Origin of the sequence: Pontixanthobacter luteolus (assembly GCF_009828095.1) — a bacterium.
Taxonomy (GTDB): domain Bacteria; phylum Pseudomonadota; class Alphaproteobacteria; order Sphingomonadales; family Sphingomonadaceae; genus Pontixanthobacter; species Pontixanthobacter luteolus.
The window spans coordinates 155,785-179,346 of the sequence record NZ_WTYP01000001.1 but is presented as its reverse complement, the minus strand read 5'-3'; the positions used below and the strand labels follow the sequence as shown (position 1 = coordinate 179,346).

The 23,562-nt window shown below is 59.1% G+C and carries 20 protein-coding genes and 1 tRNA gene; 9 read left to right on the top strand and 12 right to left on the bottom strand.

Going from position 1 to position 23,562, the window contains the following annotated elements; genetic code table 11:
* Positions 1 to 2: 2 nt before the first annotated feature.
* On the bottom strand, positions 3 to 764 hold the full coding sequence (locus GRI43_RS00815) for a crotonase/enoyl-CoA hydratase family protein (RefSeq protein WP_160729228.1): 762 nt from the start codon (positions 762 to 764) through the stop codon (positions 3 to 5).
* Positions 765 to 911: 147 nt separating this feature from the next.
* Between GRI43_RS00815 and GRI43_RS00810 the strand changes: the two genes are divergently transcribed.
* Positions 912 to 2,177, top strand: a complete 1,266-nt coding sequence (locus GRI43_RS00810) for an acetyl-CoA C-acetyltransferase (RefSeq protein WP_160729227.1) — start codon at positions 912 to 914, stop codon at positions 2,175 to 2,177.
* A 28-nt stretch (positions 2,178 to 2,205) separates the two neighbouring features.
* Here the strand turns inward: GRI43_RS00810 and GRI43_RS00805 are convergent, their stop codons facing one another.
* The 5 genes from GRI43_RS00805 to GRI43_RS00785 all read right to left on the bottom strand — a co-directional run bounded on the left by GRI43_RS00805 (position 2,206) and on the right by GRI43_RS00785 (position 8,831).
* Positions 2,206 to 3,828, bottom strand: a complete 1,623-nt coding sequence (locus GRI43_RS00805; RefSeq protein ID WP_160729226.1) for an FAD-dependent oxidoreductase — start codon at positions 3,826 to 3,828, stop codon at positions 2,206 to 2,208.
* Between the two features lie 149 nt (positions 3,829 to 3,977).
* A complete protein-coding gene (locus GRI43_RS00800) occupies positions 3,978 to 4,919 on the bottom strand; it encodes a polyprenyl synthetase family protein (protein ID WP_160729225.1) in 942 nt (313 codons plus the stop codon).
* A 30-nt stretch (positions 4,920 to 4,949) separates the two neighbouring features.
* Entirely contained in the window at positions 4,950 to 7,094 is a 2,145-nt protein-coding gene (locus tag GRI43_RS00795) for an FAD-dependent oxidoreductase (RefSeq protein WP_160729224.1), read from the bottom strand.
* On the bottom strand, positions 7,091 to 8,587 hold the full coding sequence (locus tag GRI43_RS00790; protein WP_160729223.1) for an NAD(P)/FAD-dependent oxidoreductase: 1,497 nt from the start codon (positions 8,585 to 8,587) through the stop codon (positions 7,091 to 7,093). Before GRI43_RS00790 ends, GRI43_RS00795 begins: the two co-directional genes overlap by 4 nt.
* Positions 8,588 to 8,741: 154 nt before the next feature.
* Positions 8,742 to 8,831, bottom strand: a tRNA-Ser gene (locus GRI43_RS00785).
* Positions 8,832 to 8,912: 81 nt separating this feature from the next.
* Here GRI43_RS00785 and GRI43_RS00780 point away from each other — a divergent pair.
* Both GRI43_RS00780 and GRI43_RS00775 read left to right on the top strand, forming a co-directional pair.
* Positions 8,913 to 9,995 (top strand): peptidylprolyl isomerase, encoded by a 1,083-nt coding sequence (locus GRI43_RS00780; RefSeq protein ID WP_160729222.1) that lies wholly within the window; start codon positions 8,913 to 8,915, stop codon positions 9,993 to 9,995.
* Positions 9,996 to 10,001: 6 nt separating this feature from the next.
* Positions 10,002 to 10,319 (top strand): DUF1905 domain-containing protein, encoded by a 318-nt coding sequence (locus GRI43_RS00775; RefSeq protein ID WP_338089989.1) that lies wholly within the window; start codon positions 10,002 to 10,004, stop codon positions 10,317 to 10,319.
* On the opposite strand, the gene GRI43_RS00770 is transcribed toward GRI43_RS00775, so the two are convergent.
* The 4 genes from GRI43_RS00770 to hemF all read right to left on the bottom strand — a co-directional run bounded on the left by GRI43_RS00770 (position 10,316) and on the right by hemF (position 15,645).
* Entirely contained in the window at positions 10,316 to 10,675 is a 360-nt protein-coding gene (locus tag GRI43_RS00770; RefSeq protein ID WP_160729221.1) for a VOC family protein, read from the bottom strand. The genes GRI43_RS00775 and GRI43_RS00770 overlap by 4 nt on opposite strands.
* On the bottom strand, positions 10,675 to 12,765 hold the full coding sequence (locus tag GRI43_RS00765) for a RelA/SpoT family protein (protein WP_160729220.1): 2,091 nt from the start codon (positions 12,763 to 12,765) through the stop codon (positions 10,675 to 10,677). Before GRI43_RS00765 ends, GRI43_RS00770 begins: the two co-directional genes overlap by 1 nt.
* A gap of 68 nt (positions 12,766 to 12,833) precedes the next feature.
* Entirely contained in the window at positions 12,834 to 14,708 is a 1,875-nt protein-coding gene (locus tag GRI43_RS00760; RefSeq protein WP_160729219.1) for a M1 family metallopeptidase, read from the bottom strand.
* Positions 14,709 to 14,787: 79 nt separating this feature from the next.
* Positions 14,788 to 15,645, bottom strand: coding sequence for an oxygen-dependent coproporphyrinogen oxidase (gene hemF, locus GRI43_RS00755; RefSeq protein ID WP_160729218.1), 858 nt, complete (start codon positions 15,643 to 15,645; stop codon positions 14,788 to 14,790).
* 44 nt (positions 15,646 to 15,689) lie between these two features.
* On the opposite strand from hemF, the gene pdeM reads away from it, so the two are divergent.
* Positions 15,690 to 16,382 (top strand): ligase-associated DNA damage response endonuclease PdeM, encoded by a 693-nt coding sequence (pdeM, locus tag GRI43_RS00750; RefSeq protein ID WP_160729217.1) that lies wholly within the window; start codon positions 15,690 to 15,692, stop codon positions 16,380 to 16,382.
* A gap of 148 nt (positions 16,383 to 16,530) precedes the next feature.
* The gene (gene infC, locus GRI43_RS00745; RefSeq protein ID WP_160729216.1) at positions 16,531 to 17,052 is read left to right on the top strand and encodes a translation initiation factor IF-3; all 522 of its coding nucleotides are present in this window, start codon (positions 16,531 to 16,533) and stop codon (positions 17,050 to 17,052) included.
* Positions 17,053 to 17,122: 70 nt separating this feature from the next.
* Here the strand turns inward: infC and GRI43_RS00740 are convergent, their stop codons facing one another.
* Positions 17,123 to 18,004, bottom strand: a complete 882-nt coding sequence (locus GRI43_RS00740) for a hypothetical protein (RefSeq protein ID WP_160729215.1) — start codon at positions 18,002 to 18,004, stop codon at positions 17,123 to 17,125.
* Between the two features lie 324 nt (positions 18,005 to 18,328).
* On the opposite strand from GRI43_RS00740, the gene GRI43_RS00735 reads away from it, so the two are divergent.
* The 4 genes from GRI43_RS00735 (at position 18,329) to GRI43_RS00720 (ending at position 22,893) form a co-directional block, all read left to right on the top strand.
* Positions 18,329 to 19,741, top strand: a complete 1,413-nt coding sequence (locus tag GRI43_RS00735; protein ID WP_160729214.1) for an SLC13 family permease — start codon at positions 18,329 to 18,331, stop codon at positions 19,739 to 19,741.
* Positions 19,742 to 19,880: 139 nt separating this feature from the next.
* Entirely contained in the window at positions 19,881 to 21,200 is a 1,320-nt protein-coding gene (locus GRI43_RS00730; RefSeq protein WP_160729213.1) for a cystathionine gamma-synthase family protein, read from the top strand.
* Between the two features lie 22 nt (positions 21,201 to 21,222).
* Positions 21,223 to 22,104, top strand: a complete 882-nt coding sequence (locus GRI43_RS00725) for an ATP-grasp domain-containing protein (protein WP_202391563.1) — start codon at positions 21,223 to 21,225, stop codon at positions 22,102 to 22,104.
* A gap of 21 nt (positions 22,105 to 22,125) precedes the next feature.
* Positions 22,126 to 22,893: an SDR family NAD(P)-dependent oxidoreductase gene (locus GRI43_RS00720; protein ID WP_160729212.1), complete on the top strand. Its 768-nt coding sequence runs from the start codon at positions 22,126 to 22,128 to the stop codon at positions 22,891 to 22,893.
* Positions 22,894 to 22,915: 22 nt separating this feature from the next.
* On the opposite strand, the gene GRI43_RS00715 is transcribed toward GRI43_RS00720, so the two are convergent.
* Positions 22,916 to 23,452 carry a J domain-containing protein gene (locus tag GRI43_RS00715; RefSeq protein WP_160729211.1) on the bottom strand — a complete coding sequence of 179 codons (537 nt, stop codon included), beginning with the start codon at positions 23,450 to 23,452 and terminating at the stop codon, positions 22,916 to 22,918.
* Positions 23,453 to 23,562: the final 110 nt, after the last annotated feature.

The window sequence follows — 23,562 nt, the reverse complement described above, 5'->3', positions numbered from 1 at the left end:
GCTTACTTGCCTTTCCAGTTGGGTGCGCGCTTTTCAGCAAACGCCAGCGAACCTTCGCGTGCATCTTCGGACATGAAGACCTGCGGCAGCAGCTTCGCCTGTTCTTCGTAACGCTTGTCCAGCGGCCAGCCGCGCGATTCCTCGATGATCTGCTTGCTAACCCTGACAGCGAGCGGACCGTTCGCGGTAATTGATGCCGCCAATTCCTTGGCCGCAGACAGCGCATCCCCGCTGGTAACGCGGTTCACAAGGCCCAGCTCATAAGCGCGCGCGGTGTCGATGAAATCGCCGGTCAGCGCCAGCTCCATTGCGACTTTCGGCGGGATCAAATCGGGCAGCTTCATCAGCCCGCCCGCGGCCGCCGCAAGACCGCGCTTTGCCTCCGGTATGCCGAATTTCGCCTTGTCATTCGCCACGATCAGGTCGCAGGCGATCATCAGTTCCATGCCGCCGGCCAGCGCGTATCCTTCGACCGCTGCGATCAGCGGCTTGGCCGGGCCTTTTTCCGTCAGCCCGCCAAAACCGCGCCCCGGAACAGAGGGACTCTCGCCTTTCAGGAACCCTTTGAGGTCCATTCCCGAACAGAACGTCCCGCCCGCGCCGGTCAGAATGCCGACCCGCAGATCGTCTTCCGCGTCAAGCCGATCGAGCGCCGCGGCAATCGCCTCCGACGCGGCTTTGGTCATGGCATTTTTCGCCTCGGGCCGGTTGATCGTGATGATCAGGATACCGTCTTCTACCTGCGTCAGGACTTCTTCGGTCATTTCTCTCTCCGCTTGCGTATGCTTGTTATGCGTTGCTGCCGCGGCGTTCGGCTATTGCCGCCGCCTGTTGTCTGACATATATAACTAGGTGAACCAGCTTGTCCACGCTCGCTGACACCGAATTTTCACGCCGGAAGGAACATCATTATGGCCGAAGCCTATATCATCGACACAGCACGCACCCCCCGCGGAATCGGGAAAGTCGGCAAGGGCTCGCTTGCGAACGAGCATCCGCAGCATCTGGCCGCCACCGTGATGAAGGCGCTGAAGGATCGCAACAATCTCGATACCAGCACCGTCGATGATGTTATCTGGTCGGTTTCAACCCAGGACGGCAAGCAGGCGGGCGATCTGGGCCGGATGGCGGCACTGGATGCGGGCTATGACATTACCTCCAGCGGCACCACGCTGGACCGGTTCTGCGGCGGCGGAATTACCTCGGTAAACTTCGCCGCAGCGCAGGTGATGAGCGGGATGGAAGACTGCGTTGTCGCCGGCGGCACCGAAATGATGAGCCTGACTGCCCAGATGTCGAAGGAAAAGATGGCAGCCGGCCTGAAGCCGCCGATGATGGGCAGTTATAACGAGCGCCTGCAAAAGGTTCACCCGCAGTCGCACCAGGGCATTTGCGGCGATGCGATCGCCAGCATCGAAGGCTACACACGCGAAGAACTGGACGAGGTCGGCTATCGTAGCCAGCAACGCGCAGATGCCGCGATCAAGGCTGGTAAATTCGACAAGAGCGTGGTCCCCGTGCTGGACGATGAAGGCAATGTCATTCTGGACAAGGATGAATATCCGCGCCCGGAAACAACCCGCGAAGGCCTGGCTCAGCTGGAGCCAGCGTTCAGCAAGATCGCCAATGTGCCGCTGGATGCCAACGGCACCACGTTTGCCGGTCTGGTGAACCAGAAATACCCCGACCTCGAGATCAAGCACTTCCACCATGCAGGCAACAGTTCCGGTGTTGTCGACGGTGCGGCAGGTGTTCTGGTGACATCGGAAGATTATGCGAAGAAGCACGGCCTGAAGCCTCGCGCGCGGATCGTCGCAACCGCTAATATGGGCGATGACCCGACACTGATGCTCAACGCACCGGTCCCGGCGGCGAAGAAAGTGCTGGCGAAAGCCGGCCTGACCAAGGACGACATCGACCTTTGGGAAATCAACGAGGCATTTGCTGTCGTCGCCCATAAATTCGTAACCGACCTCGGCCTCAGCTGGGATAATGTGAATGTCAACGGAGGTTCGATTGCGCTCGGCCATCCGATCGGCGCAACTGGCTCAATCCTGATCGGCACAGTGCTTGACGAACTTGAGCGCACCGGCGGGCGTTACGGCCTCGTCACCATGTGCGCCGCAGGCGGCATGGCCCCCGCAATCATCATCGAACGGGTAGAAGACTTCGTCTGATTGAAAATGTGATCAGGCGGGGAGCGGCTTAAGGTCGGTCCCCGCCTGCATTCACGTGGTTCCATATCGCAGAAACAACCACCGAACCTTCGCCCACGCCAGAGGCCACCCGCTTGACGGACCCGGCCCTGACATCGCCGACCGCGAAAATCCCGTCCGTCGCGGTTTCGTATGGTGAATGCTGCCCGGCATCCTGACCGGTGATGACAAACCCTTTTTCATCCAGTTCGACCAGCCCCGACAGCCACGCGGAATTCGGCTCTGCTCCGACCATGATGAACAGGCCGCCGCAATCCATCTTCTCTTCGCCGTCCGGCGTTTTCAGCGTGACCGCCTCCAGCCAGTCATCACCGTGCAGGCAGGTCGCCTCTGTCTGATAGTGGACCGTCACGTTTTCTTCAGCATCGAGCCTTTCGCTAAGATACGATGACATCGACGACGCCAGACTTTCGCCGCGAACCAGCAAGTGCACATGATGGGCTGAACGCGCCAGATACATGGCTGCCTGCCCGGCCGAATTGCCGCCGCCGATGATCGCAACCGGTTTCTTGTGGCAGAACCGCGATTCCATGTCGGTCGCGGCATAGAAAACGCCAGACCCTTCAAACGCGTCACGGCCCTGAAGCGGCAATTTGCGATATTGCACGCCGGTCGCGACCAGAACCGATTTTGCGCAGACTTCGCCATTGTCATCCAGCTTTGCGCAGAATGATCCGTTCTCGCGTTTTTCCAGCGCAATCACCCGGCGCGGCATGGCAAATCTGGTACCGAACTTCAGCGCCTGGATTTGCCCGCGATAGACCAGGTCAGACCCCGATATTCCAGTCGGGAAACCCATGTAGTTTTCAATCCTGCTGGAGGTACCGGCCTGACCGCCGATCGCAGTGTCTTCAATAACCAGAGCGCACAGCCCCTCTGCCCCGGCATATACCGCTGCGGCGACACCTGCGGGCCCGCCGCCAACGATCAGCACGTCGACATCAATTCCTTTCTCGACTTCCAAGTCCAGGCCCAGCAAGCGGGCAATCTTGCGCGGCGACGGATCCTCCACGATGTGGTCCTTCGAATAGACCACCGATGGCTTGTGCTGCGACAAGTTGCACAGCCGAACAGCCTCTTCATCGCTATCCTCCAGATCAAACGACTGGAACGGCACGTGATTGCGCGCGAGGAAGCTGGCGATTTCCTGAACCTTGCCATCCCGCTCCGCACCAATGAGTTTTATCGAGCTACGGTGATCCTCGAACTGTTTGCGGCGGCGCGCGGAATAAACAGTGATAACGTGATCCGACAGTTCTGGATTCTCGCTCATCAGCTTGAGCATCTTGTCACGCGGTGCCTCCAGCGTGCGGGTATCCTTCGCAGCGCGCATCGGCAGAGTGAAAGTTCCCGAATTGAGGAACGCGATGTCGCCCATGAACTGCGTGGGCCCAAGGCTGGATTCCAGCCAGCGCTCACCGGTATAAGGATTGACGACCTCGATCTCGCCTTCGGTGACGTAGACGAACCGGTCCATCGGATCGCCGATTTCGGCCACGAACTCACCGGCCTTGTACGAGCGCTCGGTGGAAATCTTGCGGATCGCCGCCACGTGCTCTTCAGCCAGCGGAGTGCGCTTCATCTCTTCCAGATTGGCACCGATCGATTCCATTTTTGCCTCCGCAGACGGGCTTTACAAGATCATCAGCGCGGCATCCCGGCACAACGCTAAGCCCAAATTCAGGCCAGGCGGCGATAGCCAAACTAAGCGGCCCTGCCCACAAGAACCTGTCGGAAGGGAAACGCAGAAACCCGCCCGCTCTATCTGCGAGATAGCTCGCGCGTATAATCCACCAGTTCCTCAAGCACCTTCGGATCGGAGGTCTTCGTCTGCGCCTGCCACTTCGCATCTTTTGCCAACTTGTCGAGGTGTGCGTCGGCGGCTGGCAACTGAGCGATCATGGCGTGTTTGATCCGGTCGAGTTCCGCCGGTGACGGATCGGGCTTGCAGAACATATCGCAAATCTCGCGGTCCTGAATGGCAAGCGACGCTGGCAACGTCAGGATACCGTCACGCAGATCCTCCTCGCCTCCGCCGCCAAGCCCTTCCAACCCTTTGACATCGCCGACATCGTCACAGCCGTGATAGAGCATCCCGATGAGCCTGCCGAAACGCCGCAGGCTTTCGTCGCGGGTCGCAAGGCAGGCGCAGGTTTCGAACATCGAACCTGTATCCTCGCCCGCAATATCCTCCCAATCGGCAACGCCCAGCGGCTGCCTGCGCAATCGCCACTGCGCGCATTCAGCAACGCCCAGCCGCTTCACCAGATCGGCAAACAGGCGGATATCGTGCGGGTCTTCAGCCGACATTTCGAACCCTTCGGCCACAATGAAACCCGACGCCATCAGGGCCGGCAACATGCCGAACTTCGCATGGAGCGAGGGAATACCGCGCCGTTCGTCCGAATGATCGAGGATATCGTCCACGATCAGCGTCATGTTGTGCATCATTTCCAGCACCGCAGCAGAGCGGATCATACTGTCGGGTATGTCGCCGCCTATCGCTGCCCGGTAACAACCGAAAATCGTCAGGGGGCGGAAGTATTTCGACCCTTCCACGAATTGCCATTCCAGAAGCGGCTTCAGGTCTTGCCCAACCTGTTCGATCCAGCCGTTCAGCAGGTTGCGCACGCGGTCCATTTCATCCTCGAAACCGAGATCAGAAACGATGCCTGCAGTTACGGAGTCCAGTCCTGAGTTCACGATTTAAATCCTGTTGTCATAGCTTGTCTCTCAACGCTTTACGCGCCAGCGGCGCTGTCTCGGCGTTGGATCGGGCTGCGCCGGGGAACCGGTGCGGGAAAGGAAATCGGCGGTCATCCGCCCTGCCCGTCGGGCGAGCCCATCCAGCCCTTCGTCAGAGCCATCCTCAACCGCCGATCGGGATTTACCTTCCGCGCCCTCGGCCCTGCCCTCGGCGCATTTCTCGGTCGCATAGCTTGCGAATTCCCCGGCAACCATCAGCAGCGCAGCGCCAAGACCGATGAAATCGTCATCGCCATTGTTCCGCGGGCCGATTTTCTCGGGTCCCTCGTCACCCGTTAGCGCACTGTTCCAGAACCAGTAAGCGGTCGTCCACCAGTCGACGATATATTGCAGCGGCAACAGCGGAAGATGGTCGGATTGCAGTGAATTGCCGAGGTATTTCAGATCAGGTTTTGGCGGGCTTCCTTCAAGCAAGGTCCAGCCCTTGGCCAGATAGGCAAACGGCATCAGTGCCAATTTCGCCGCCCGCAGAGCGGTGTTGCCATAGGTCAGATGCTTAATCAGTTCGATTGGCTTGCCGCGCATTTGGCCAGTACGTTCAGCATCGAAAGCTTGCACCGCTGCGGCGGCCAGCACGCCGCTCTCGACCGCGCCTTCGATAGTGGCCATGTCAACATTGCTTTGCGCCAGATCGCCCGCGAAGAAGATGCCTGGCAAAGTACCGGGATAGGCAGTGCAAGGCCTCCAGTCCCAACCACCCACTTCATTCAAGAACAGGGCGTAATCGGTATTGGACCGGGCGTGCGTCTTGGCCCAGTCGATATCACAATCGGGATCGCCCCATTTCGTGCCGATATCGATGTCGGGATAGAATTTGCGCAGTTCCTGCAGCATGAACCATGCCTGCGCCTCGAAATTGTGCCCCGGCAATGCCTCCCCGTCCGAAGCGGCGATGACCAGCGCGGTGTTGCCGCCAAATTCACCTTCGGGCCAAAGCTGGGCGATATCGACGACCGACAGCCCGTAATTTGCGCCCGTCAGCCCGATGTTCTCCGGCGGAATATCGGGCAGCTTTCGATTGAGGTAGAGGTCGATCACAGGGATCGCGACCGAGCTGAGCCGCCGCACCTGCGCCAGGGATTGCTCCCTGTCGATCAGCCGGTCGCCCGCAAGATTGCGAGTACCGCCCATCACCAGATCGGTCAGCGGGGCACAGGGAACTGCAATTATAACCTCGTCAAAGCCGCCCGAGCTGCCGCGTCCGCTGGAACCTGCACTGCGCCAGTGAAGCACGGGCCGGTCATCCACCAGCCGCACTGCGGTTACCTCGGTAGAGGTCTTAACCGTACCCTTCATCTGCGCGATCAGGTCAGCGATCGGTTGCACCAGCCCGGTGTTCAAATCGTTCTTCAGCATGAACGCGAATGGTGCGCCGTTGGGGAAAGACAGCGTGTGCCGGATAAAGTCCTGATAGCTCGCGGCAGAGGTGCGCTCGCTGTTGATCGACCAGATCACCTCCAGCATGTAGTTTTCCAGTTCGGCAACCTCTTCAGTCGCGTAGCTGGTGGAATAGAGAAAGCCGTTCACGCTCTGCTTTTCAAGCTGGGCCATCCCCTCGCGGTCGAATGGATAGCCTGCAAGGTCGACCATGGAATATCCCATCAGGAACATTTCCGCTGGTGAAAGCGAGCCTGATTTCAGATTGGCGATGATCGCCTGCAGCGTCGTGGGATTGAGCAATTCATCATAGGTCTTGGACCCTTCGCGCAGTGTTTTCACCCCTGCGCGCGGTTCGAAATGATCATCCCTGCTCAGGCCAAGATCGTTCTCGTACAGGTCCCAGAAATTGTCGTACCAGTCGCAGAACATATGCGGATACACATCGTGCTCGACACCGGCGACTAGCTCGGACGAGGTATTCCCGCCGAGCCTTTCGTTCTGCTCGAAAATCGTCACTTCGAACCCGGCCTTCAGCAGCTTTATTGCAGAAGAAAGGCCAGCGATCCCGCCGCCCACCACCGCAACAGATTTGCCTTTGGCAGCTTTGGCCTTCGCTTTTGCGGGTTTTGCATTCGGCGTTCTGGCCACACGCTTAGGTGCGGCTTTCTTCGCTGCCTTGCCGCTCTTGGCGGGCATTGTCTTGGAGGTTTTTACGACTGTTTCATCCGTCATGATTCAAGCTCCGCTGCGAAGGGGCCTTTGAGCCGAGGATTTTCCTTGCGTGTAAACGATGGACCAAGTTTCATCGCCGCACGGACGATGTCAGCCAGCCATGACATGTGCCAGGCGCGGTCATCATCAACCGAGGCCCGCCAGCCGGATTGCCACAAATTCCAGTCGCCTACGAAACCGTCGCGCGGAATTCCGCGCCCGGCCACCAGATCAGCCAGCACTGCCGCGCCGCCTTCTGCAATGTGACGCGCAATGCCCGTCCAGAGCTGCGACGCGATCGCGGCCGGCTGAACATTCAAGCCGCCGAACCCGGTCCCGCACACGCGCGCAAATTCTCGGTCGGTCTGTGCCCGTTCGAAACCCTGCTGCGTCATGCTGAGGAAAAAATCACCGAAATGCCGGTTGCGCATCATGGTGGCGTAAAAACTCAGATACAGCATCCCGTGATCAAAATAGTCCCGGAAATCATCATCAAAGCGCGCAAAGTCCGCTTCCTCGAACGACTCCCGCTCCAGCGCCGCAGCAATCGTGCTAGCACCAATGATGGACGATTCCATGCCCTGCGTGATGCCTTCTGCGGTCATCGGATCGACGAAGCCGCCGGCATCCCCCACCAGAATCCCGCCGGCGAAGTGATTGCGGGTAATACCGCCATACATATGAACCGCCCCGCCCAGCGGCTTGGTCGCCATGACAGCGTTGGCGCAGCCGGGATGCCGGTATTTCAGACGGTCCATGCTTTCCCTGAAGGATTGCTGCAACGAGATGCCGAACCGCTCGGTCGTTTCGCTCAACATGCCCATACCGGCATTTGCGCGCCCGTTGCCGGTCGGGAAGACCCATCCGTATCCCGGGTAATGGTCTTCATCGAACCAGATGCATGCTTCGCTTTCATCCATCTCGACCCCATCGAGATAGACCCGCTGCGAAATGCCGATGTGACGTTTGTCATCGCGCCTCAGGCCAGCGTGTGCGGCAACCACCGACTGCACCCCGTCTGCGCCCACAACGACCGGAGCGGTAAAGCTTTTGTTGCCCTTGCCGACCTTGGCATCAACCCGCATCAGCCCGTCTTCGCGGTGCACTTCGCGCACCAGCGCCTGATGGATCACGTCTGCTCCGGCCTTCGCCGCATTTTCCAGCAAGGCAGTATCGAGTTCGTGACGCGGCACGATATGGCCGTGGGGCGGCATTCCGGCCTCGCCATCGTAATAAGCCACATCATTCTGGTACGCTATGTGCGGGCCGTAATAGGCCCTGACCTTGTCGATCTTCGCCCGTGATTTCAGGCCAAGCGCATCGGCGCAGCCCATCCGCTCGATGATCCGCAAACCGGCAGGTTCGACAAAGTCGCCGCACACCTTCTCTCGCGGGAAGCTGGCCCTTTCCAGAACCGCGACATCGATTCCCTGCTGCGCCAGCGCCCACGCCATGGTTGCCCCGGCGGGGCCGCCACCAACAACAATGACGTCATATCGCCCAGATGCCCTCATCGGATGTCCCCTGCGCGGCCAGCCCTCATTGCCCGCGTTGTTACGCTGACTTCACCAGAGCCCGATTGCAAGTTTGCAGCGCAATTGTTTGTGAATTCAAGGCATCAGGAAACCCGAACGCAACAAAAAAGGGCCCCTTGCGGGACCCTTTTTATGGCGGACACGGTGGGATTCGAACCCACGAAAGAGTTGCCCCTTTACACACTTTCCAGGCGTGCGCCTTCGACCACTCGGCCACGTGTCCGCGTGCCATTTCTGGCAGAAGGCGCGCACTAGCCGCGTGTCGGGCCTTTCGCAAGGCAGTTTCCTTTGCCAAGGTGCAGCCATGAAAAAGAACCTGACACTGGCCGCCGCTGCCGCCGCCTTCGCCGCGCCTTTCGCGCTCGCACTAACCGCGCCCGTATTGGCACAGGATGCGGGGGAACAGCCGGCCCCTTCGCCGAACGAGATAGTGGACGCTGCGCCTGCTGATGATTGGATACCGATTGCCGCAGAAGACCTGCTGGTGATGACACTCGCCCCCGATGCAGAGGGGAACGCACGCGAAGTGATCATCCAGCTAATGCCCGCTCCGTTCAGCCAAGGGTGGACCCAAAATATCCGGACTCTCGCGCGGGCCGGTTGGTACGACGATATCACCGTCAACCGGGTGCAAGATAACTACGTCGTCCAGTGGGGCGACCCGAATTATGACAATCCGGAGGCGGAAGGTGACGCAAAGCCGCTGCCCGAAGGGCTACGGGTGATGGAAGAAGACGATTATACATCTCCGGCGTTTGCTGCTGACGGCCCGTCAAAAATGCGTATTCAATCAGCTGCGACAATGGTTGGTTTGATTGCCGGCGGAGCCGATTTCGAAGTCTTGCAGGGGCTTGGTGAAGAGGATGCGCGCCAATACGCGCAAGCCACTTTCTCAGACCGGTATTCACAAATTGCCGTGATCGCGAATGGTTGGCCGATTGCCGGGCAAGACGAGCAGTTCTGGCCCGTACATTGCTATGGCATGGTCGGGGTTGGGCGCGGCTATTCCCCCGACACCGGATCTGGCGCGGAACTCTACACGGTTATCGGCCAAGCGCCCCGCCACCTTGACCGCAATATCGCGCTGGTCGGACGCATCATTTCCGGCATGGAGCACCTCTCCAGCCTGCCGCGCGGATCGGGTGCACTTGGATTCTATACTGAAGACGAAGCGGAGAAACGCACACCGATAATGTCGATCCGGGTCGCGAGCGACCTCTCCGCAGGCGAGCGGCCTGCATTCGAATACCTTTCCACGGAAGGTGAAGCATTCGCCCGATATGCGGATGCCCGGGCCAACCGGCGCGATCCGTTCTTCATCGTCCCAGCTGGCGGTGCCGATATCTGCAATATCCCCGTGCCAATCCGGCGCGCTGCCAATCAGTGACGGCCAGTGAGTGAAATCCTGACCTGCCGCACGCAAATGCGGCGCTGGCAGGGCGAACGCGGGACCTATCATCTTGTCTCGATCACAGGTGAGGATGCGCAAGCGATTGCTATGCACGAACGGCTGCTGCGTCTGGAACTCGGCGCGCGGCGCGGCTTCGGATCGGTGAAAGTATTCGCCAGCATTGGCGATACACGCTGGAAAAGCTCAGTGTTTCCGCAGAGCAAGTCCAGCGAATGGATTCTGCTAGTCAGCAAGAAGGTGCTGCGCGCTGAAGAGCTGGCTGAAGGCGATGCAGTTATGGTGCAGCTGGAACTGCTTTAAAGACGCTGCATCAATTCGATGCGGTTGCCGAACGGGTCGTAGGTGAAGAACCGTGCATATCCCTCGACCGGTTTGTCATCGCGTGTTTCGAAACCCGCTTCGTCCAGCCTTTGCCTTAGTTCCGCGAGGTCATCGACCAGCAGCGCAGGGTGTGCTTTGCCCGCAGGTGTAAAGTCCGGATCGACACCGACATGTATGGCAACGGATCCGCTTCCGAACCAGCAACCACTGGATGAAAGATTGCTGGGCTTCGGCACCTCTGCCATCCCGAGCAGACCGGCGAAGAATTCACGCGCGGCATCTTCACCGCCTGCCGGGATCGCGATCTGGACGTGATCTAACCCGACAACGCCCATCAGATACGTTCAGCCTGCGCCACCGCATCGCTCGCCCGAAGTGCGCTGAGGATGCGGGTAAGGTGCGCCAGATCCTGCACTTCGAGGTCTATCTCATAGACGCCGAAAGGGTGTTCTGTTTGTGACAGTTCCAGCGCGCGGATATTAGCCATGTTCTGCCCGAATATGCCCGCCATTTCCGCCAACGCACCCGGCCGGTCGTAAAGCGTGGCACGTAGTTTGCCGATCGCGCCTTTCGAGGCCTTGCCCCATGACAGGTCGAGCCAGTCAGCATCGATCCCGCTGGCCAGTTCGAAACAGTCGATTGCATGGACTTCTACGCCCTCGCCCGCCTTGCGCAGGCCCACGATGCGGTCGCCGGGCACCGGGTGGCAGCATTCAGCAAGTTTGAAACCGACACCGGCAGTCAGTCCGCGTATGGAAATTGCGCGTTCCTGCCGCGCCCAATCTTCGCCCTGCTCCATTTCGCTGGTGCATCCCGGGACGAGCGCTTCCATCACTTCGCGGTCTTCCAGCTTGGCCGCGCCAATCGCGTACATGAAGGCTTCTTCATCCTCCATCTCCAGCCGTTTGACAGCCTCGCGGATTGCCTTCTTCCCGATCTTGGCCGGGACGCGGGTGGCGATTTCATCGAACAGTTTCTTGCCGATTTCGGCGACTTCAGCGCGTTCTTTCAGCCGCACGGCGCGGCGGATCGCGGCCCGCGCCTTGCCGGTGACGACAAAACCCAGCCAGCTTAGCTGCGGTGCTGCGCTGGACCCTTTGATAATCTCGACCACATCGCCATTTCCAAGCGGCGTGCGCAGCGGCATGTGCCGCCCATTGATCTTCGCGCCGACGGTCTGCGCGCCCAGATCAGTATGCACTGCAAAGGCGAAATCGACCGGCGTCGAACCCTTGGGCAGCTGGAACAGCGCGCCTTTGGGCGTGAAGGCGAAAATACGGTCCTGATAGATCGCCAGGCGAGTGTGTTCGAGCAGTTCCTCGGCATCATGGCTGGCATCGACAATTTCGATCAGGTCGCGCAGCCAGCCGACTGCACCATCGGGCTTGTCGCCCTGTTTATAGGCCCAATGCGCGGCCAGGCCGAATTCATTTCGCTGGTGCATTTCGCGGGTGCGGATCTGCACCTCGACGCGCATGGAGTTTTCATAAATCAGCGAGGTATGCAGGCTGCGGTAGCCGTTATTTTTCGGGGTGGAGATGTAATCCTTGAACCGCCCGGGAATGAATTGCCACACGGTGTGCAGCACGCCCATGGCCGCATAACAATCCGCTTCGCTTTCGGTGATGACCCGGAACGCCATGATATCGGTGACCTGTTCGAAAGAGACATGCCGTTCGGCCATCTTCTTCCAGATCGAATAGGGGTGCTTTTCCCGTCCCGAAACTTCGACATTCAGCCCGGTCTCGGCCAGCGCCTGCTTGATTGCCAGGGCAATCGCATCAACCTGCCCGCCATCCTGCATCCGGATCTGTTCCAGCCGCCCGGTGATGGTGCGATACGCTTCCGGCTCCAGCTGTTCGAAAGCCAGCAGCTGCATTTCACGCATGTATTCATACATGCCCACCCGCTCAGCCAGGGGGGCGTAGATATCCATCGTCTCACGCGCGATGCGCTGGCGCTTTTCCTCCTTCTTGATAAAGTGGAGCGTGCGCATATTGTGCAGCCGGTCGCCCAGCTTCACCAGCAGGACGCGGATATCCTCTGACATGGCGAGCAGGAATTTGCGCAGGTTTTCAGCCGCGCGTTCGTTTTCCGGCATCGCTTCGATCTTGGACAGCTTGGTTACGCCGTCGACGAGGCGGGCAACCTCTGGCCCGAAATTCGCCTCGATGTCATCGATCGTGGCCAGCGTGTCTTCCACAGTATCGTGGAGAAGCGCGGTCATGATCGTTTCCTGATCGAGCTGAAGATCGGTCATCAGCCCGGCGACCTCTACCGGATGGCTGAAATATGGGTCACCGCTCGCGCGTTTCTGGCTGCCGTGCTTCTGTACGGTATACACATAGGCACGGTTGAGCAGCGCCTCATCGGCGTCGGGATCGTATTCGAGGACCCGTTCTACAAGTTCATACTGGCGCAGCATCTTGCCGCCGATTGTGGGGCAAAAGTCCTGCGATGCAACGCAAATTTTCTTGTGCGTCGAATTAGATGCTAGCCGTTCACCATCGCATCTACAGTGCCGCGCGTAACGGCGTGATAGCCGGACCGTGTCTTGGCGTAGATGCGCTTGGCGATTGGCTGGCCCCAACTGCCCTGATCCATCAGCGCTTCGAACAGAGGAGCGACGAACTTGCGGCGCCCGACCTCGGTCAGGAATTTCTCGGTTGTCGGTACCGCGGCTTCATACCGGTTCTGCATTGCCAGTTCGAGCCACAGGAACAATTCTTCGTTGTTGCCCGAACCCGACAGCGACAGCGCGTCGTCGAGCGCAGCAAGATCGGCATTGCTCATCTTGCGCGGTATCTTGGCAAGAAAACGCTGGCGTTCGGCTGACGTCCACTTGGCCCAGGATGCAGTGTCCAGAGTGCGGTCCGCCGTGAATGCCTTCGCTGCCGCGTCAACCTCTGCGAACGCGGCCGCGCCCGGACGCGCCACATTATCCGGCAAGCCGGGTTCGTAAATCCATTCCCGCAGCTTCAGCTTTTCCGCCTCGGCCTCGTCCTTCACCAGGTTTTCTTCCATGTCAGCGAGGATCATTGCGCTCGTCGCAGGCTGGAAAGCATGGTTGTCAAACCACTGCGTCAGCCAGGCATCAAACCGGTCGCGGCCGACGATGCCTTCGACAGTTCGCAAGAAGAATGCCCCCTTGTCATACACAATCGCGCTGCCCACCGGGTCGGTGTTTGCCGGTTGGTGCAAGGCGGTGCCCGGCGCATCGTTGCCAACTTCGGCCAAGGTTTCCTCGATCGCGGCGAAACTCAGCGCGGCCTCCTGATCGGCGCGCTTCTTGCCGTAGATTTCCTCGACAATCCGGTTTTCGAAATAGGAGGTCACACCTTCATTCAGCCAGCTATCGGTCCAGTTGGCATTGGTCACGAGGTTGCCGGACCAGCTGTGCGCCAGTTCATGCGCGACAAGGCCGGTCAGACTGCGATCACCGGCGATGAAGGTCGGCGTCAGGAACGTCATGACGGGGTTTTCCATCCCGCCATAAGGGAATGAAGGCGGCAGAACGATCATATCGTAGCGCCCCCAGCGATAGTCACCGTACAGCTTTTCCGCCGCATCGATCATTGCTTCCGTATCGGCAAGTTCAGAGGCAGCAGCGTCGATCATCGACGGTTCGCTCCATACTCCGGAACGCGGCCCCAGTTCCTTGAACACGATATCACCCGCGGCAATTGCAATCAGATAGGGCGCAACCGGCTTGTCCATTTCGAATGTGAACGCGCGGCGTCCATCGTCGAGCGTTTCCGGATCGTCTTCGGACAGGCCGGACATCACGACGGTCAGTTCCTCAGGCGCTGTAATCCGCGCGGACCATGTCTGGCGAATGCCTGGGCTGTCCTGCGTCGGGATCCAGGTGCGGTTCAGCGTCGCCTGCCCCTGACTGAGCAGGTAGGGATGCTTGCCTCCGGCAGTCTGTTCGGGTGCAAGCCATTGCAGCGCCGCTGCATCGCTGGCCGAATAGGTAATGGTAATTTCGCGTGCATCGCCCATCTCGACCGACAGCGGCGCGCCCTTGCCCTCGACAATGTCGCCGACCTTGTATTGCAGCGGTTTGCCGTCGGCATCGCTGATCGAATCGATCTTCAAGCCGTCGGAATCGAGGATAACCGTGTCGACGCCCTTGTCGGCGATGATATCCAGCATTGCGCTGCCGCTGACCATTTCCCGCTCGAAATCGAGATCGAGATCGAGATCGATATGTGTCACTCGCGCTTTTTCAGGCTCCGCAAACGTCTGGTCATCGCGCGCGTCTTCGGTGGTGAGTATCGGCGCAACCTTCGGCGCCGACGGATCGCCCGTTTCCGGGGGATTGCAAGCGGCAAGGAGCAGAAGGCTGAACGCGGAAAGGAAACGCATGGATAACTCCGGAGGAATGGTTGCGGCGGTGCGTGGCAGATGGTGGATCAATAGGCGATGAACAAGGTCGCCGGTTAAATCAGGTCCAGACAGCTTCTGGCGGCAGGCTCATCAGGATGGCGTCGATATTGCCGCCCGTTTTCAGGCCGAACAAGGTCCCGCGGTCATAAACCAGATTGAATTCAGCGTAGCGGCCGCGCCACTGCAATTGCTGCAATTTGTCCGCTTCGCTGAAATCGCTTTCCATACGGCGGCGCACCAGCTTGGGATAAACATCAAGAAACGTCTGGCCAACATCCTTTGTGAAGGCGAAATTGCGATCGAATGCGGCATCGTCATCGCATTCGAGATGATCGTAGAAAATTCCGCCGACACCGCGGTGGCATTTGCGGTGCGGGATGTAGAAATAATCGTCCGCCCATTTCTTGAACCGTTCGTAATAGGTCGGATTGTGGCCCGCACAGGCGGCGCGGAATGCGGCGTGAAATTCGTCCGTGTCCTCAGCATACGGGATAGGCGGGTTGAGATCGGCGCCGCCGCCAAACCACGCCTTGCCGGTGGTCAGGAACCGCGTGTTCATGTGCACTGCCGGAACATGCGGGTTGGCCATATGTGCGACCAGGCTGATTCCGGTTGCGGTGAAGCCGGGGCTTTCCGGGCTGGCGCCATTGACCTGCCCTGCAAATTCCGTCGAAAAATTGCCGCGCACGGTCGATACATTGACCCCGACCTTTTCAAAAACCTTCCCCTTCATCAGCCCTTGCGTGCCCCCGCCGGGATCGGGATTGCCCTCCTCCTCGCGTTGCCACTGGGTGAAGGCGAAGCTTGCATCGCTGCCCGCTTCGCGTTCGATCGCCTCGAACTCGTTGCAGATGTTGGTCCGCAGGGTTTCAAACCACTCTTTCGCGGCGCCAGTCTTGTCATTCCAATCGGTCATGAAACCGGCTTGCCATTATCGTATCGCTGCGGCAAGTGGGCTGAATGGTTCCCCTTTCGTTCGCACATCAGGAATTCGCGCTGACAACTTCCGGCGCGCTCTACTGGCCGGCAGAATCCGCGCTGCTGGTGGCAGATCTGCATCTTGAGAAAGCGAGCTTCTTTGCCAAGCACGGGCAGATGCTGCCCCCGTACGACAGCCGTGAAACGCTGGAGCGGATTGCGCAAGCGATTCGCGAGACGGGTGCGCGGCGCATTTTCACTCTGGGTGACAATTTCCACGACAGCGAGGGATCGGCGCGCCTTGAACCTCATGCAGCAGGGATGCTGTCTGCCCTGACCCGTGCGGTCGACTGGGTATGGATCACTGGCAACCATGACCCCCATATGGAAGCGCGAGCGGGCGGCTCGATAGCGGAAGAACTGGAGATATCGGGCACCGTTCTGCGGCATGAAGCAAAGCAGGGCGAAACGCGCCCGGAATTTTCCGGTCATTTCCATCCCCGCCTGCAGCTAAGTGTCAGAAAACGCAGGATTCGCCGGCCTTGCGCTGTTATCGCGAGCGGGGCTGAAACAGGCGGGCGGATGATCCTGCCGGCGTTCGGCACGCTGACCGGCGGAATGGATGCAGGGGACCCCGCAATTGTCAAAGCGTTGCAACCGGCGGACACCATCCGTGCGGTGCTGCCTGCGGGCGGGAAACTGGCGAAATTCACCCTGTGGCAGAAGGCAGCGTAGCGGCCAGCACACACTGCCATGTTTTTCCGCATCGCACCCCCGACGAGGCTAGCGTTTCAAGGCATTCGTCCCTAAGTAGCACCCACAAACAAGACACGATTACATTGGCAATTCAGGAGATAGCCCCATAGCCCGTCCACCCCGGCGCATGAACACGCCGCCCACCAAGAGCGGCCCGCGCTACGATAATTTCATCCAGAGCGACAAAGTTCGCGTGATCGACGACCAAGGCGAAAACCTTGGCGTCATGTACACCAACGAAGCAATCGAACAGGCGGCCAATGTTGGCCTGAACCTGGTCGAGGTCTCGCCCAACGCAGACCCGCCCGTGTGCAAATTCCTCGATGTCGGCAAGTACCGGTTCGAAGCGCAGAAGAAAGCAAACCTCGCGCGCAAGAGCCAGAAAACGCAGGACATCAAGGAAGTCAAAATGCGTCCGAACATCGACACGCATGATTATGACGTGAAGATGCGCAACGTTTTCAAATTCATCGACAATGGGGACAAGGTGAAGCTTACGCTCCGCTTCCGTGGACGCGAAATGGCGCACCAGGAACTGGGTATGAACCTGCTTCGCCGGGTGCAGGACGACACAGCCGAAGTGGCCAAAGTCGAAGCATTCCCGCGCCTCGAAGGCCGCCAGATGCTGATGGTGCTCGCACCGAAGTAAGGCCGCGCAAGGCAAAACTGATTGAAAAAGGGGCGCCGAAACAGGCGCCCCTTTTTTGTTGTCGTCGCAATCAGTTGAAGTGACCCACGCGGAGCCGCTCCTCAGATACTTCGATTGCCTTGGAGAATTCCGAACCCATTGAACGCAGCTTCGACAATGCGCCGCTGACCCTGCGCGCATGACCGCTGACCGACGATTCGAGTACAGCGATCTGCTTCTCATCCCAACCGTGGGCTTTGAGACGGTCGCGGATCGTCTGGATCATGCCTTCGTATGCACCGTCTTTCGCGATCCACTCATCCACCGTGAGCTTACCCTCGGCGAGGAGATCGGTGAGACCGGCCTGCAATTCCTTCATCTTTTTCAGATTGGCGGCATCGATCACCGCCTCGCCAAACTCGGCCTGATTTTTGATATCGTCGATGCTTTGCATCAGACGATAGTAAATTGCAGTGGAGGTCACTTCCTCAGAACCGAAGGTGTCCTCGTCGCGAATGTTGGTTGAAGTAGCCTTCAGAAAACCGAACATACCCGGCGCCAACCGGGTCATCGAAAAAGAAAGGCTCGACGAAGACTCCGAATTCGACTTCGCAGCCTCTGCGACTGTGTTCACGACATCGACATAGGCGTTGATCGCCTCTTCGCTCATCGCCGGCTTTTCAACGCCCGGCGCGCTTGCAGCGATTGCAGCTTTGAGCGCGGACACCACAACCCCTGCGATTTTGTCGAGGCTGAACTCGCTCGTATATTCGGTCTTGATGTCAGAGGCATACTCCAATTGCCTCGCATCAGTGATTTTCGCGTCGGCGAGATGAGTATCGATCTCGTCATAGAATTCTTTCTTCACCGCTTCAGATCTAGACTTCAGAGCGTCTTCCAGCTTTTTGACTTGTTCAGCGGCTTTTGTCGATTTGTCTGCCGCTCTTTCAACGGAACCTGATCTACAAACCATTTTAACTCTCCTGTTTTGCGATTTTACAATTGCGACTCGCAGGAAAGTCCCTCGATTTCTGTAAGACTAAGCACCCCTATTTATTTTGATTGTATAAAAGCGAAATATAACAAATCCTATTGGAACTTATTATTATCTCTTTGAAATATTGAATGCTTTTTTGGCTAAAACTATCTCGAGCATCACTTCTGCAGTCCGCAAGAAGTGGTTGACCAGACCGTCGGAATATCCAGGCTTCTTCCAACGCATCCGCAAGCTGTACGGATAAAGCTTTAAACGCGGCGGAACTTATGGTTTGGCTTCCACTCTGGAGGAGGGAAGTTTTTGACAGCAAAACAGATCGGTTTCGTCGCGGGCCTTGCGGCCTTCGCGCTAACGCTCGTTTTTCCTGCGCCTGCCGGTATGCCGGCGCAGGCATGGATGGTCGCCGGGCTGGTCGTCTGGATGGCTGCGTGGTGGATGACAGAGGCGATTCCCCTGACCGCGACCGCCCTTTTGCCGTTTGTCGTCCTGCCATTCGCAGGCGTTCTGACCGCTAAGGAAACAGCTGCCGCCTATTACGCGCCAATCCTGTTCCTGATCCTGGGCGGCGCATTCATAGCGCTGGCGATCGAACGCACCGGCCTGCACCGCAGATTGTCGCTGGCGATCCTGAAGATGGTCGGCAGCGGAGGCGGACAGGCCCGATTGCTGCTTGCCTTCATGATGAGCGCGGCGCTGCTTTCGATGCTGATTTCGAACACCTCGACCAGCCTGATCATGATGCCGATGGCACTTGCCGTGCTGGCTGGCGGCGGGCTGGCTGCAGAAGAGCAGGAGGGACTGGCCGGAGCCCTGCCCATGGGGATTGCGTTCGCCGCGTCAATTGGCGGCCTGGGCACGATTGTCGGGTCTCCGACCAACGGGATTGCGGTAGCCCTGCTCGACAACATGATCGGGCTTCAGATCAGTTTCGCGCATTGGACGGCTTACGGTTTGCCCATCGTTCTGGTGGGCATCCCCATCGCAGCCTTCATCATCGCCCGGGTCCAGCGCGTGGCATCGCATCCCTTCGATGTCGGCGCAGCACGGGCGGCGATCGACACTCACGCCGCATGGACAGTGCCCGAAAAGCGGCTCGTACCGCTGATCGGTGTTACATTCCTGCTGTGGATGACCGGACCTCTGCTGAAGGCATATCTGCCGGACGGGTCACTGACCGACGGGACGATTGCAATCGTGGCAGGTATATTGCTGTTCGTATTGCCTGACGGGACTGGCCGCCCGCTGCTGGTCTGGAAGGAAGCAGACCGCGCACCGTGGGGTGTCATCATGATGTTTGGCGGCGGACTGGCACTGGCTGCAGGTATGGGCGCATCGGGCCTTGCAGAATGGCTTGGCAACGCCTTGCTGCCGCTGTCCGCCGTCCCCCTGATCGTGACCGCGCTGGCGATTGTCGCGATGGTCGTGCTGATTACAGAGTTCGCCAGCAATGTCGCGACGGCCAGCGCAATCATCCCGGTCGTCGCCAGCCTGACGGTCGCTATGGGTGTTGACCCGGTCTTGCTGGCAATGCCCGCCGCGCTTGCCGCCAGCTGGGGCTTCATGCTGCCGGCGGGAACCGGACCAAACGCGATTGCATGGTCCACCGGCCGTATCCGGCTACCGCGCATGGTCGGTGCAGGCGTAATCCTAGATATCGTCGGTATTTTCCTGATCGTGGGACTCGTCTGGGCAGTCGCCATTCTCTTTGGTTGAAGCCGGTCGTTTCAAATGATACCGGATTGAATGAAAGATCGTTCGGAGATGCGTTCCTGCGGAGGTTAGGGACGGGGGGCCGAACGATCCATCTGGCTCCTGCCTTCCTAGGAGCGTTTGAATAGGAAGCGACATCGCAATGACCGATGCAACCGACGCCGTTGAAACTCCAACCCCGCGCCGCAATCCCAAGCCGAAAGTGAAAACCATCAATGGCCGCGAGCTGAAGCCGAGCACGCTGATGATGGGCCACGGTTATGACCCGGCTCTGTCGGAAGGCTCGCTGAAGGCCCCGATCTTCCTCACCAGCACTTTTGCGTTCGAGAATTCGGCCGCGGGCAAGCGCCACTTCGAAGGCATTACCGGCAAACGCCCGGGCGGCGCAGAAGGACTCGTCTATTCGCGGTTCAACGGGCCTAACCAGGAAATTCTGGAAGACCGCCTGGCGATCTGGGACGGTGCCGAGGATGCACTGTCGTTTTCCAGCGGAATGACTGCGATCACCGTCATGCTGCTTGCCTATTGTAATGCTGGTGATGTGATCGTCCATTCTGGCCCGCTTTATGCTGCAACCGAAGGCTTCGTCGCCAAGGTACTCAGCAAGTTCGGCATCACCTATATCGACTTCGCCGCCGGTGCCACACGCGCCGAAATCGACGCGGTTCTGGAAAAGGCCAAGGCGCAAGCAGCAGATCAGGGCGGCAAGGTCGCGATGGTCTATCTCGAAAGCCCGGCCAACCCAACCAACGCGCTGGTCGATGTGGAAGCGGTGAAGGCATCGCGCGATGCCATTCTTGATGCGGAAACCACCCCAATCGCGATCGACAACACTTTTCTTGGCCCGCTGTGGTCGCGCCCGCTGGATCATGGCGCGGATATCGTGGTCTATTCGCTGACCAAGTATGTCGGCGGCCATTCCGACCTTGTCGCTGGCAGCATCGCCGGGGCGAAAAAATGGATGGATCCTGTCCGTGCGCTGCGCAACACGATGGGAGGCATTGCCGACCCCAACACCGCATGGATGCTGATGCGCAGCCTTGAAACCGTTGAACTGCGGATGCAGCGCGCGGGCGAAAATGCAGCAAAAGTATGCGCATTCCTGAAAGACCATCCAAAGGTCGAAGGACTCGGCTATCTCGGCTTCATCGAAGACCCTCGCCAGCAAGACATATACGATCGTCATTGTCTCGGCGCAGGCTCGACCTTTTCGCTTTTCGTCAAAGGCGGCGAAGAAGAGGCCTTCCGATTCCTTGATGCGATGAAGATCGCAAAACTCGCTGTCAGCCTTGGCGGCACCGAAACGCTGGCGAGCTGCCCTGCTGCCATGACGCACCTGTCAGTGCCTGATGAACGCAAGGCGCAGCTGGGCATCACGCCCAACCTCGTGCGCATCAGCATCGGCATCGAAGACCCGGACGATCTGATCGCCGACTTCGGCCAGGCGCTGGACGCAGTCTGACGGTTTTGCGGGGCAGGCGGTAATGCATATCGGATTTCTCGCCTGCCCCGAAACCATGCCCAGCGCTGGCACGCGCCGCGGCGATGCGTTTGAACACGACCTCCAGATGGCAGCGTTACGCCCCGCCATCGAGGGGCGACGCGGCACGCTGACCGAAATCGAATGGCGAAGCCCGCTTGACGCGTTTGCCGGTATCGATCTGGTCCTGCTGGGCACCGCGTGGGACTATCAGGACCATGCAGCTGAGTTTCTTGCCGCGCTCGAAACTCTGGAAGAGGCCGGGATCGCAGTCTGCAACCCTTCATCGCTGGTGCGCTGGAACATGGACAAGCGCTATTTGCTGGACCTCGAAAGCAAGGGTGCGCGCATTATTCCAACCGTTTGGGCAAATAACCCCGGGCTGGCCGATATCGAGCAGGCGCTGGACCGGTTCGGCTGCGAAACCATAGTTGTGAAACGCCAGGTCGGTGCCGGGGGATTGGGCCAGCATCTGTTTTCGCGCGGGTCCATGCCCGCTGGCGATTGGACCATGGGCCGGGCCGCGATGATCCAGCCTTTCCTTCCTTCGATCAAGGATGAAGGCGAACTCTCTTTCGTGTTCATCGATGGCCGGTTCAGCCATGCAATTCGCAAGACTGCGGCAGGCGGCGAATATCGCATCCAGTCGCTATATGGCGGCAAGGAAACCAAATTCACACCTCAGCCAGAGGATATCAGCCAAGCCGCATCTGTGGTGGCTGCCATGCCCGGCGGCGCCCCGCTGTATGCCCGGATCGATCTGATCCGCGATGTGGCCGGGCATTTAATGGTGATGGAAGCGGAAGCGATCGAGCCATTCCTTTACCCCGTACAGGGTCCAGAATTGGGAGAGGCGATCGCCTCTGCTATCGCAAGCCGCCTGTAACACCTCGATACGGAGACGCACATGCCCGATCAGAAACCGGTTTTCCTAGTTCTGGGGGCGGGCGCCGGCATAGGCGGGCACGTCGCAAAACGGTTTGCCGCAGGCGGTTATCACGCCGTTCTGGCGAGACGTTCCGACGAGGCGGGACTGCGAAGGCTGGTTGATGACATTCGCGATTCTGGCGGGGAGGCGAGCGGCAAATTGCTGGATGCTTCACTACCGGATTCGATTGAGGATCTGGTGGAGGACGTAGAACGCAGTATCGGGCCCATCCACAGCGCACTGTTCAATCTCGGCGCGCAGATTGGCAACCGCCGGCTGGAAGACACCACTTACAAGGCGTTTGAACTGGGCTGGCGACTGGCAACCTTCGCTCCGTTTCGCCTGGCCTCTGCCCTGCTTCCGCGCATGGCGCAGCGTGGTACCGGCTCGCTTCTGGTCACCAGCGCAACTGCAGCGGTGCGGGGCAATGCCGGTCAGCATAGTCATGCGGCGGCGATGGGCGGGCGGCGAATGCTGTGCCAATCGCTGAATGCCGAATTTGCGCCCAAGGGGGTCCATGTCGCCCATATCGTGATTGACGGGCCAGTGGACGCACCCGACACACTAGGGAAAATGCTGGGCGACAATTTCGATGCGTACAAGGCCAGCAAGGGCGAGGACGGGATGATTGATCCAGCCGCCGTCGCAGAAACCTATTGGCACCTCGCACATCAGCCGCGCAGCGCGTGGACACATGAACTGGACATTCGCCCCTACACCGACACGCCGTGGTGGAACGACAATTGATCGCCGCAGCAAGCTAGCGCGGTCATCCCTTCCATTCGCGGCGTTCTTCAGCCTGCTTGAGAACTTCGTAGGCGACGGAGATTTTCTGGAATTCCTTGGCCGCTTCCTTGTCGTTCGGCTTCACATCCGGGTGTACGGCCTTCGCCTTGATCCGGAATGATCGCTTTATCAGTTCGAAATCAGCATCGGCTTCCAGTTCCAGAACTTCCAGCGCGAGCATTTCGTCCGCCGAGCGGTTGCCATCGCCCGTCCCGCCAGACCAGCCGTAATGCGATGCCTCGGCATAAGCGTCGGCGTCGCGCTGTTCGGTGCGCTGGCGTTCAGCAGCCTGTTCCTTGTCCAGCCCTTCGAAATAGTCCCAGCCCTTGTTATATTCTGCCGCGTGTTTCTGGCAGAAATACCAACGGTCCGGGCTGTTCGGCGATTTCGGAGCCGGACACAGTCCCGCATCGCTGCAACCATGCCGGTCGCATTCTCGCTGGGCCACGGTTTCTCGCGACGAGCCATAGCTGCGCCAGCGCGGGAAGCCCCAATCGTTCGAACGCCCCTTTCCGGTCACGATATCAGCACAGCGCCAGCCGCGCGGGAAGGTGTTGGTGGAATGGGCATGTCGTTCAGTCTAGGGATTATTGCGCGACTTTGAAAGGCCGGGAACCAAGTTGCTGATTG

What these genes read in the sequence shown, in the direction of transcription:
- GRI43_RS00815 (WP_160729228.1), bottom strand. Translation starts at nt 764, where the DNA reads ATGACCGAAGAAGTCCTGACGCAGGTAGAAGACGGTATCCTGATCATC.
- GRI43_RS00810 (WP_160729227.1), top strand. Translation starts at nt 912, where the DNA reads ATGGCCGAAGCCTATATCATCGACACAGCACGCACCCCCCGCGGAATC.
- GRI43_RS00805 (WP_160729226.1), bottom strand. Translation starts at nt 3,828, where the DNA reads ATGGAATCGATCGGTGCCAATCTGGAAGAGATGAAGCGCACTCCGCTG.
- GRI43_RS00795 (WP_160729224.1), bottom strand. Translation starts at nt 7,094, where the DNA reads ATGACGGATGAAACAGTCGTAAAAACCTCCAAGACAATGCCCGCCAAG.
- GRI43_RS00790 (WP_160729223.1), bottom strand. Translation starts at nt 8,587, where the DNA reads ATGAGGGCATCTGGGCGATATGACGTCATTGTTGTTGGTGGCGGCCCC.
- GRI43_RS00780 (WP_160729222.1), top strand. Translation starts at nt 8,913, where the DNA reads ATGAAAAAGAACCTGACACTGGCCGCCGCTGCCGCCGCCTTCGCCGCG.
- GRI43_RS00770 (WP_160729221.1), bottom strand. Translation starts at nt 10,675, where the DNA reads ATGGGCGTTGTCGGGTTAGATCACGTCCAGATCGCGATCCCGGCAGGC.
- GRI43_RS00765 (WP_160729220.1), bottom strand. Translation starts at nt 12,765, where the DNA reads ATGCTGCGCCAGTATGAACTTGTAGAACGGGTCCTCGAATACGATCCC.
- GRI43_RS00760 (WP_160729219.1), bottom strand. Translation starts at nt 14,708, where the DNA reads ATGCGTTTCCTTTCCGCGTTCAGCCTTCTGCTCCTTGCCGCTTGCAAT.
- hemF (WP_160729218.1), bottom strand. Translation starts at nt 15,645, where the DNA reads ATGACCGATTGGAATGACAAGACTGGCGCCGCGAAAGAGTGGTTTGAA.
- pdeM (WP_160729217.1), top strand. Translation starts at nt 15,690, where the DNA reads ATGGTTCCCCTTTCGTTCGCACATCAGGAATTCGCGCTGACAACTTCC.
- infC (WP_160729216.1), top strand. Translation starts at nt 16,531, where the DNA reads ATGAACACGCCGCCCACCAAGAGCGGCCCGCGCTACGATAATTTCATC.
- GRI43_RS00740 (WP_160729215.1), bottom strand. Translation starts at nt 18,004, where the DNA reads ATGGTTTGTAGATCAGGTTCCGTTGAAAGAGCGGCAGACAAATCGACA.
- GRI43_RS00730 (WP_160729213.1), top strand. Translation starts at nt 19,881, where the DNA reads ATGACCGATGCAACCGACGCCGTTGAAACTCCAACCCCGCGCCGCAAT.
- GRI43_RS00725 (WP_202391563.1), top strand. Translation starts at nt 21,223, where the DNA reads ATGCATATCGGATTTCTCGCCTGCCCCGAAACCATGCCCAGCGCTGGC.
- GRI43_RS00720 (WP_160729212.1), top strand. Translation starts at nt 22,126, where the DNA reads ATGCCCGATCAGAAACCGGTTTTCCTAGTTCTGGGGGCGGGCGCCGGC.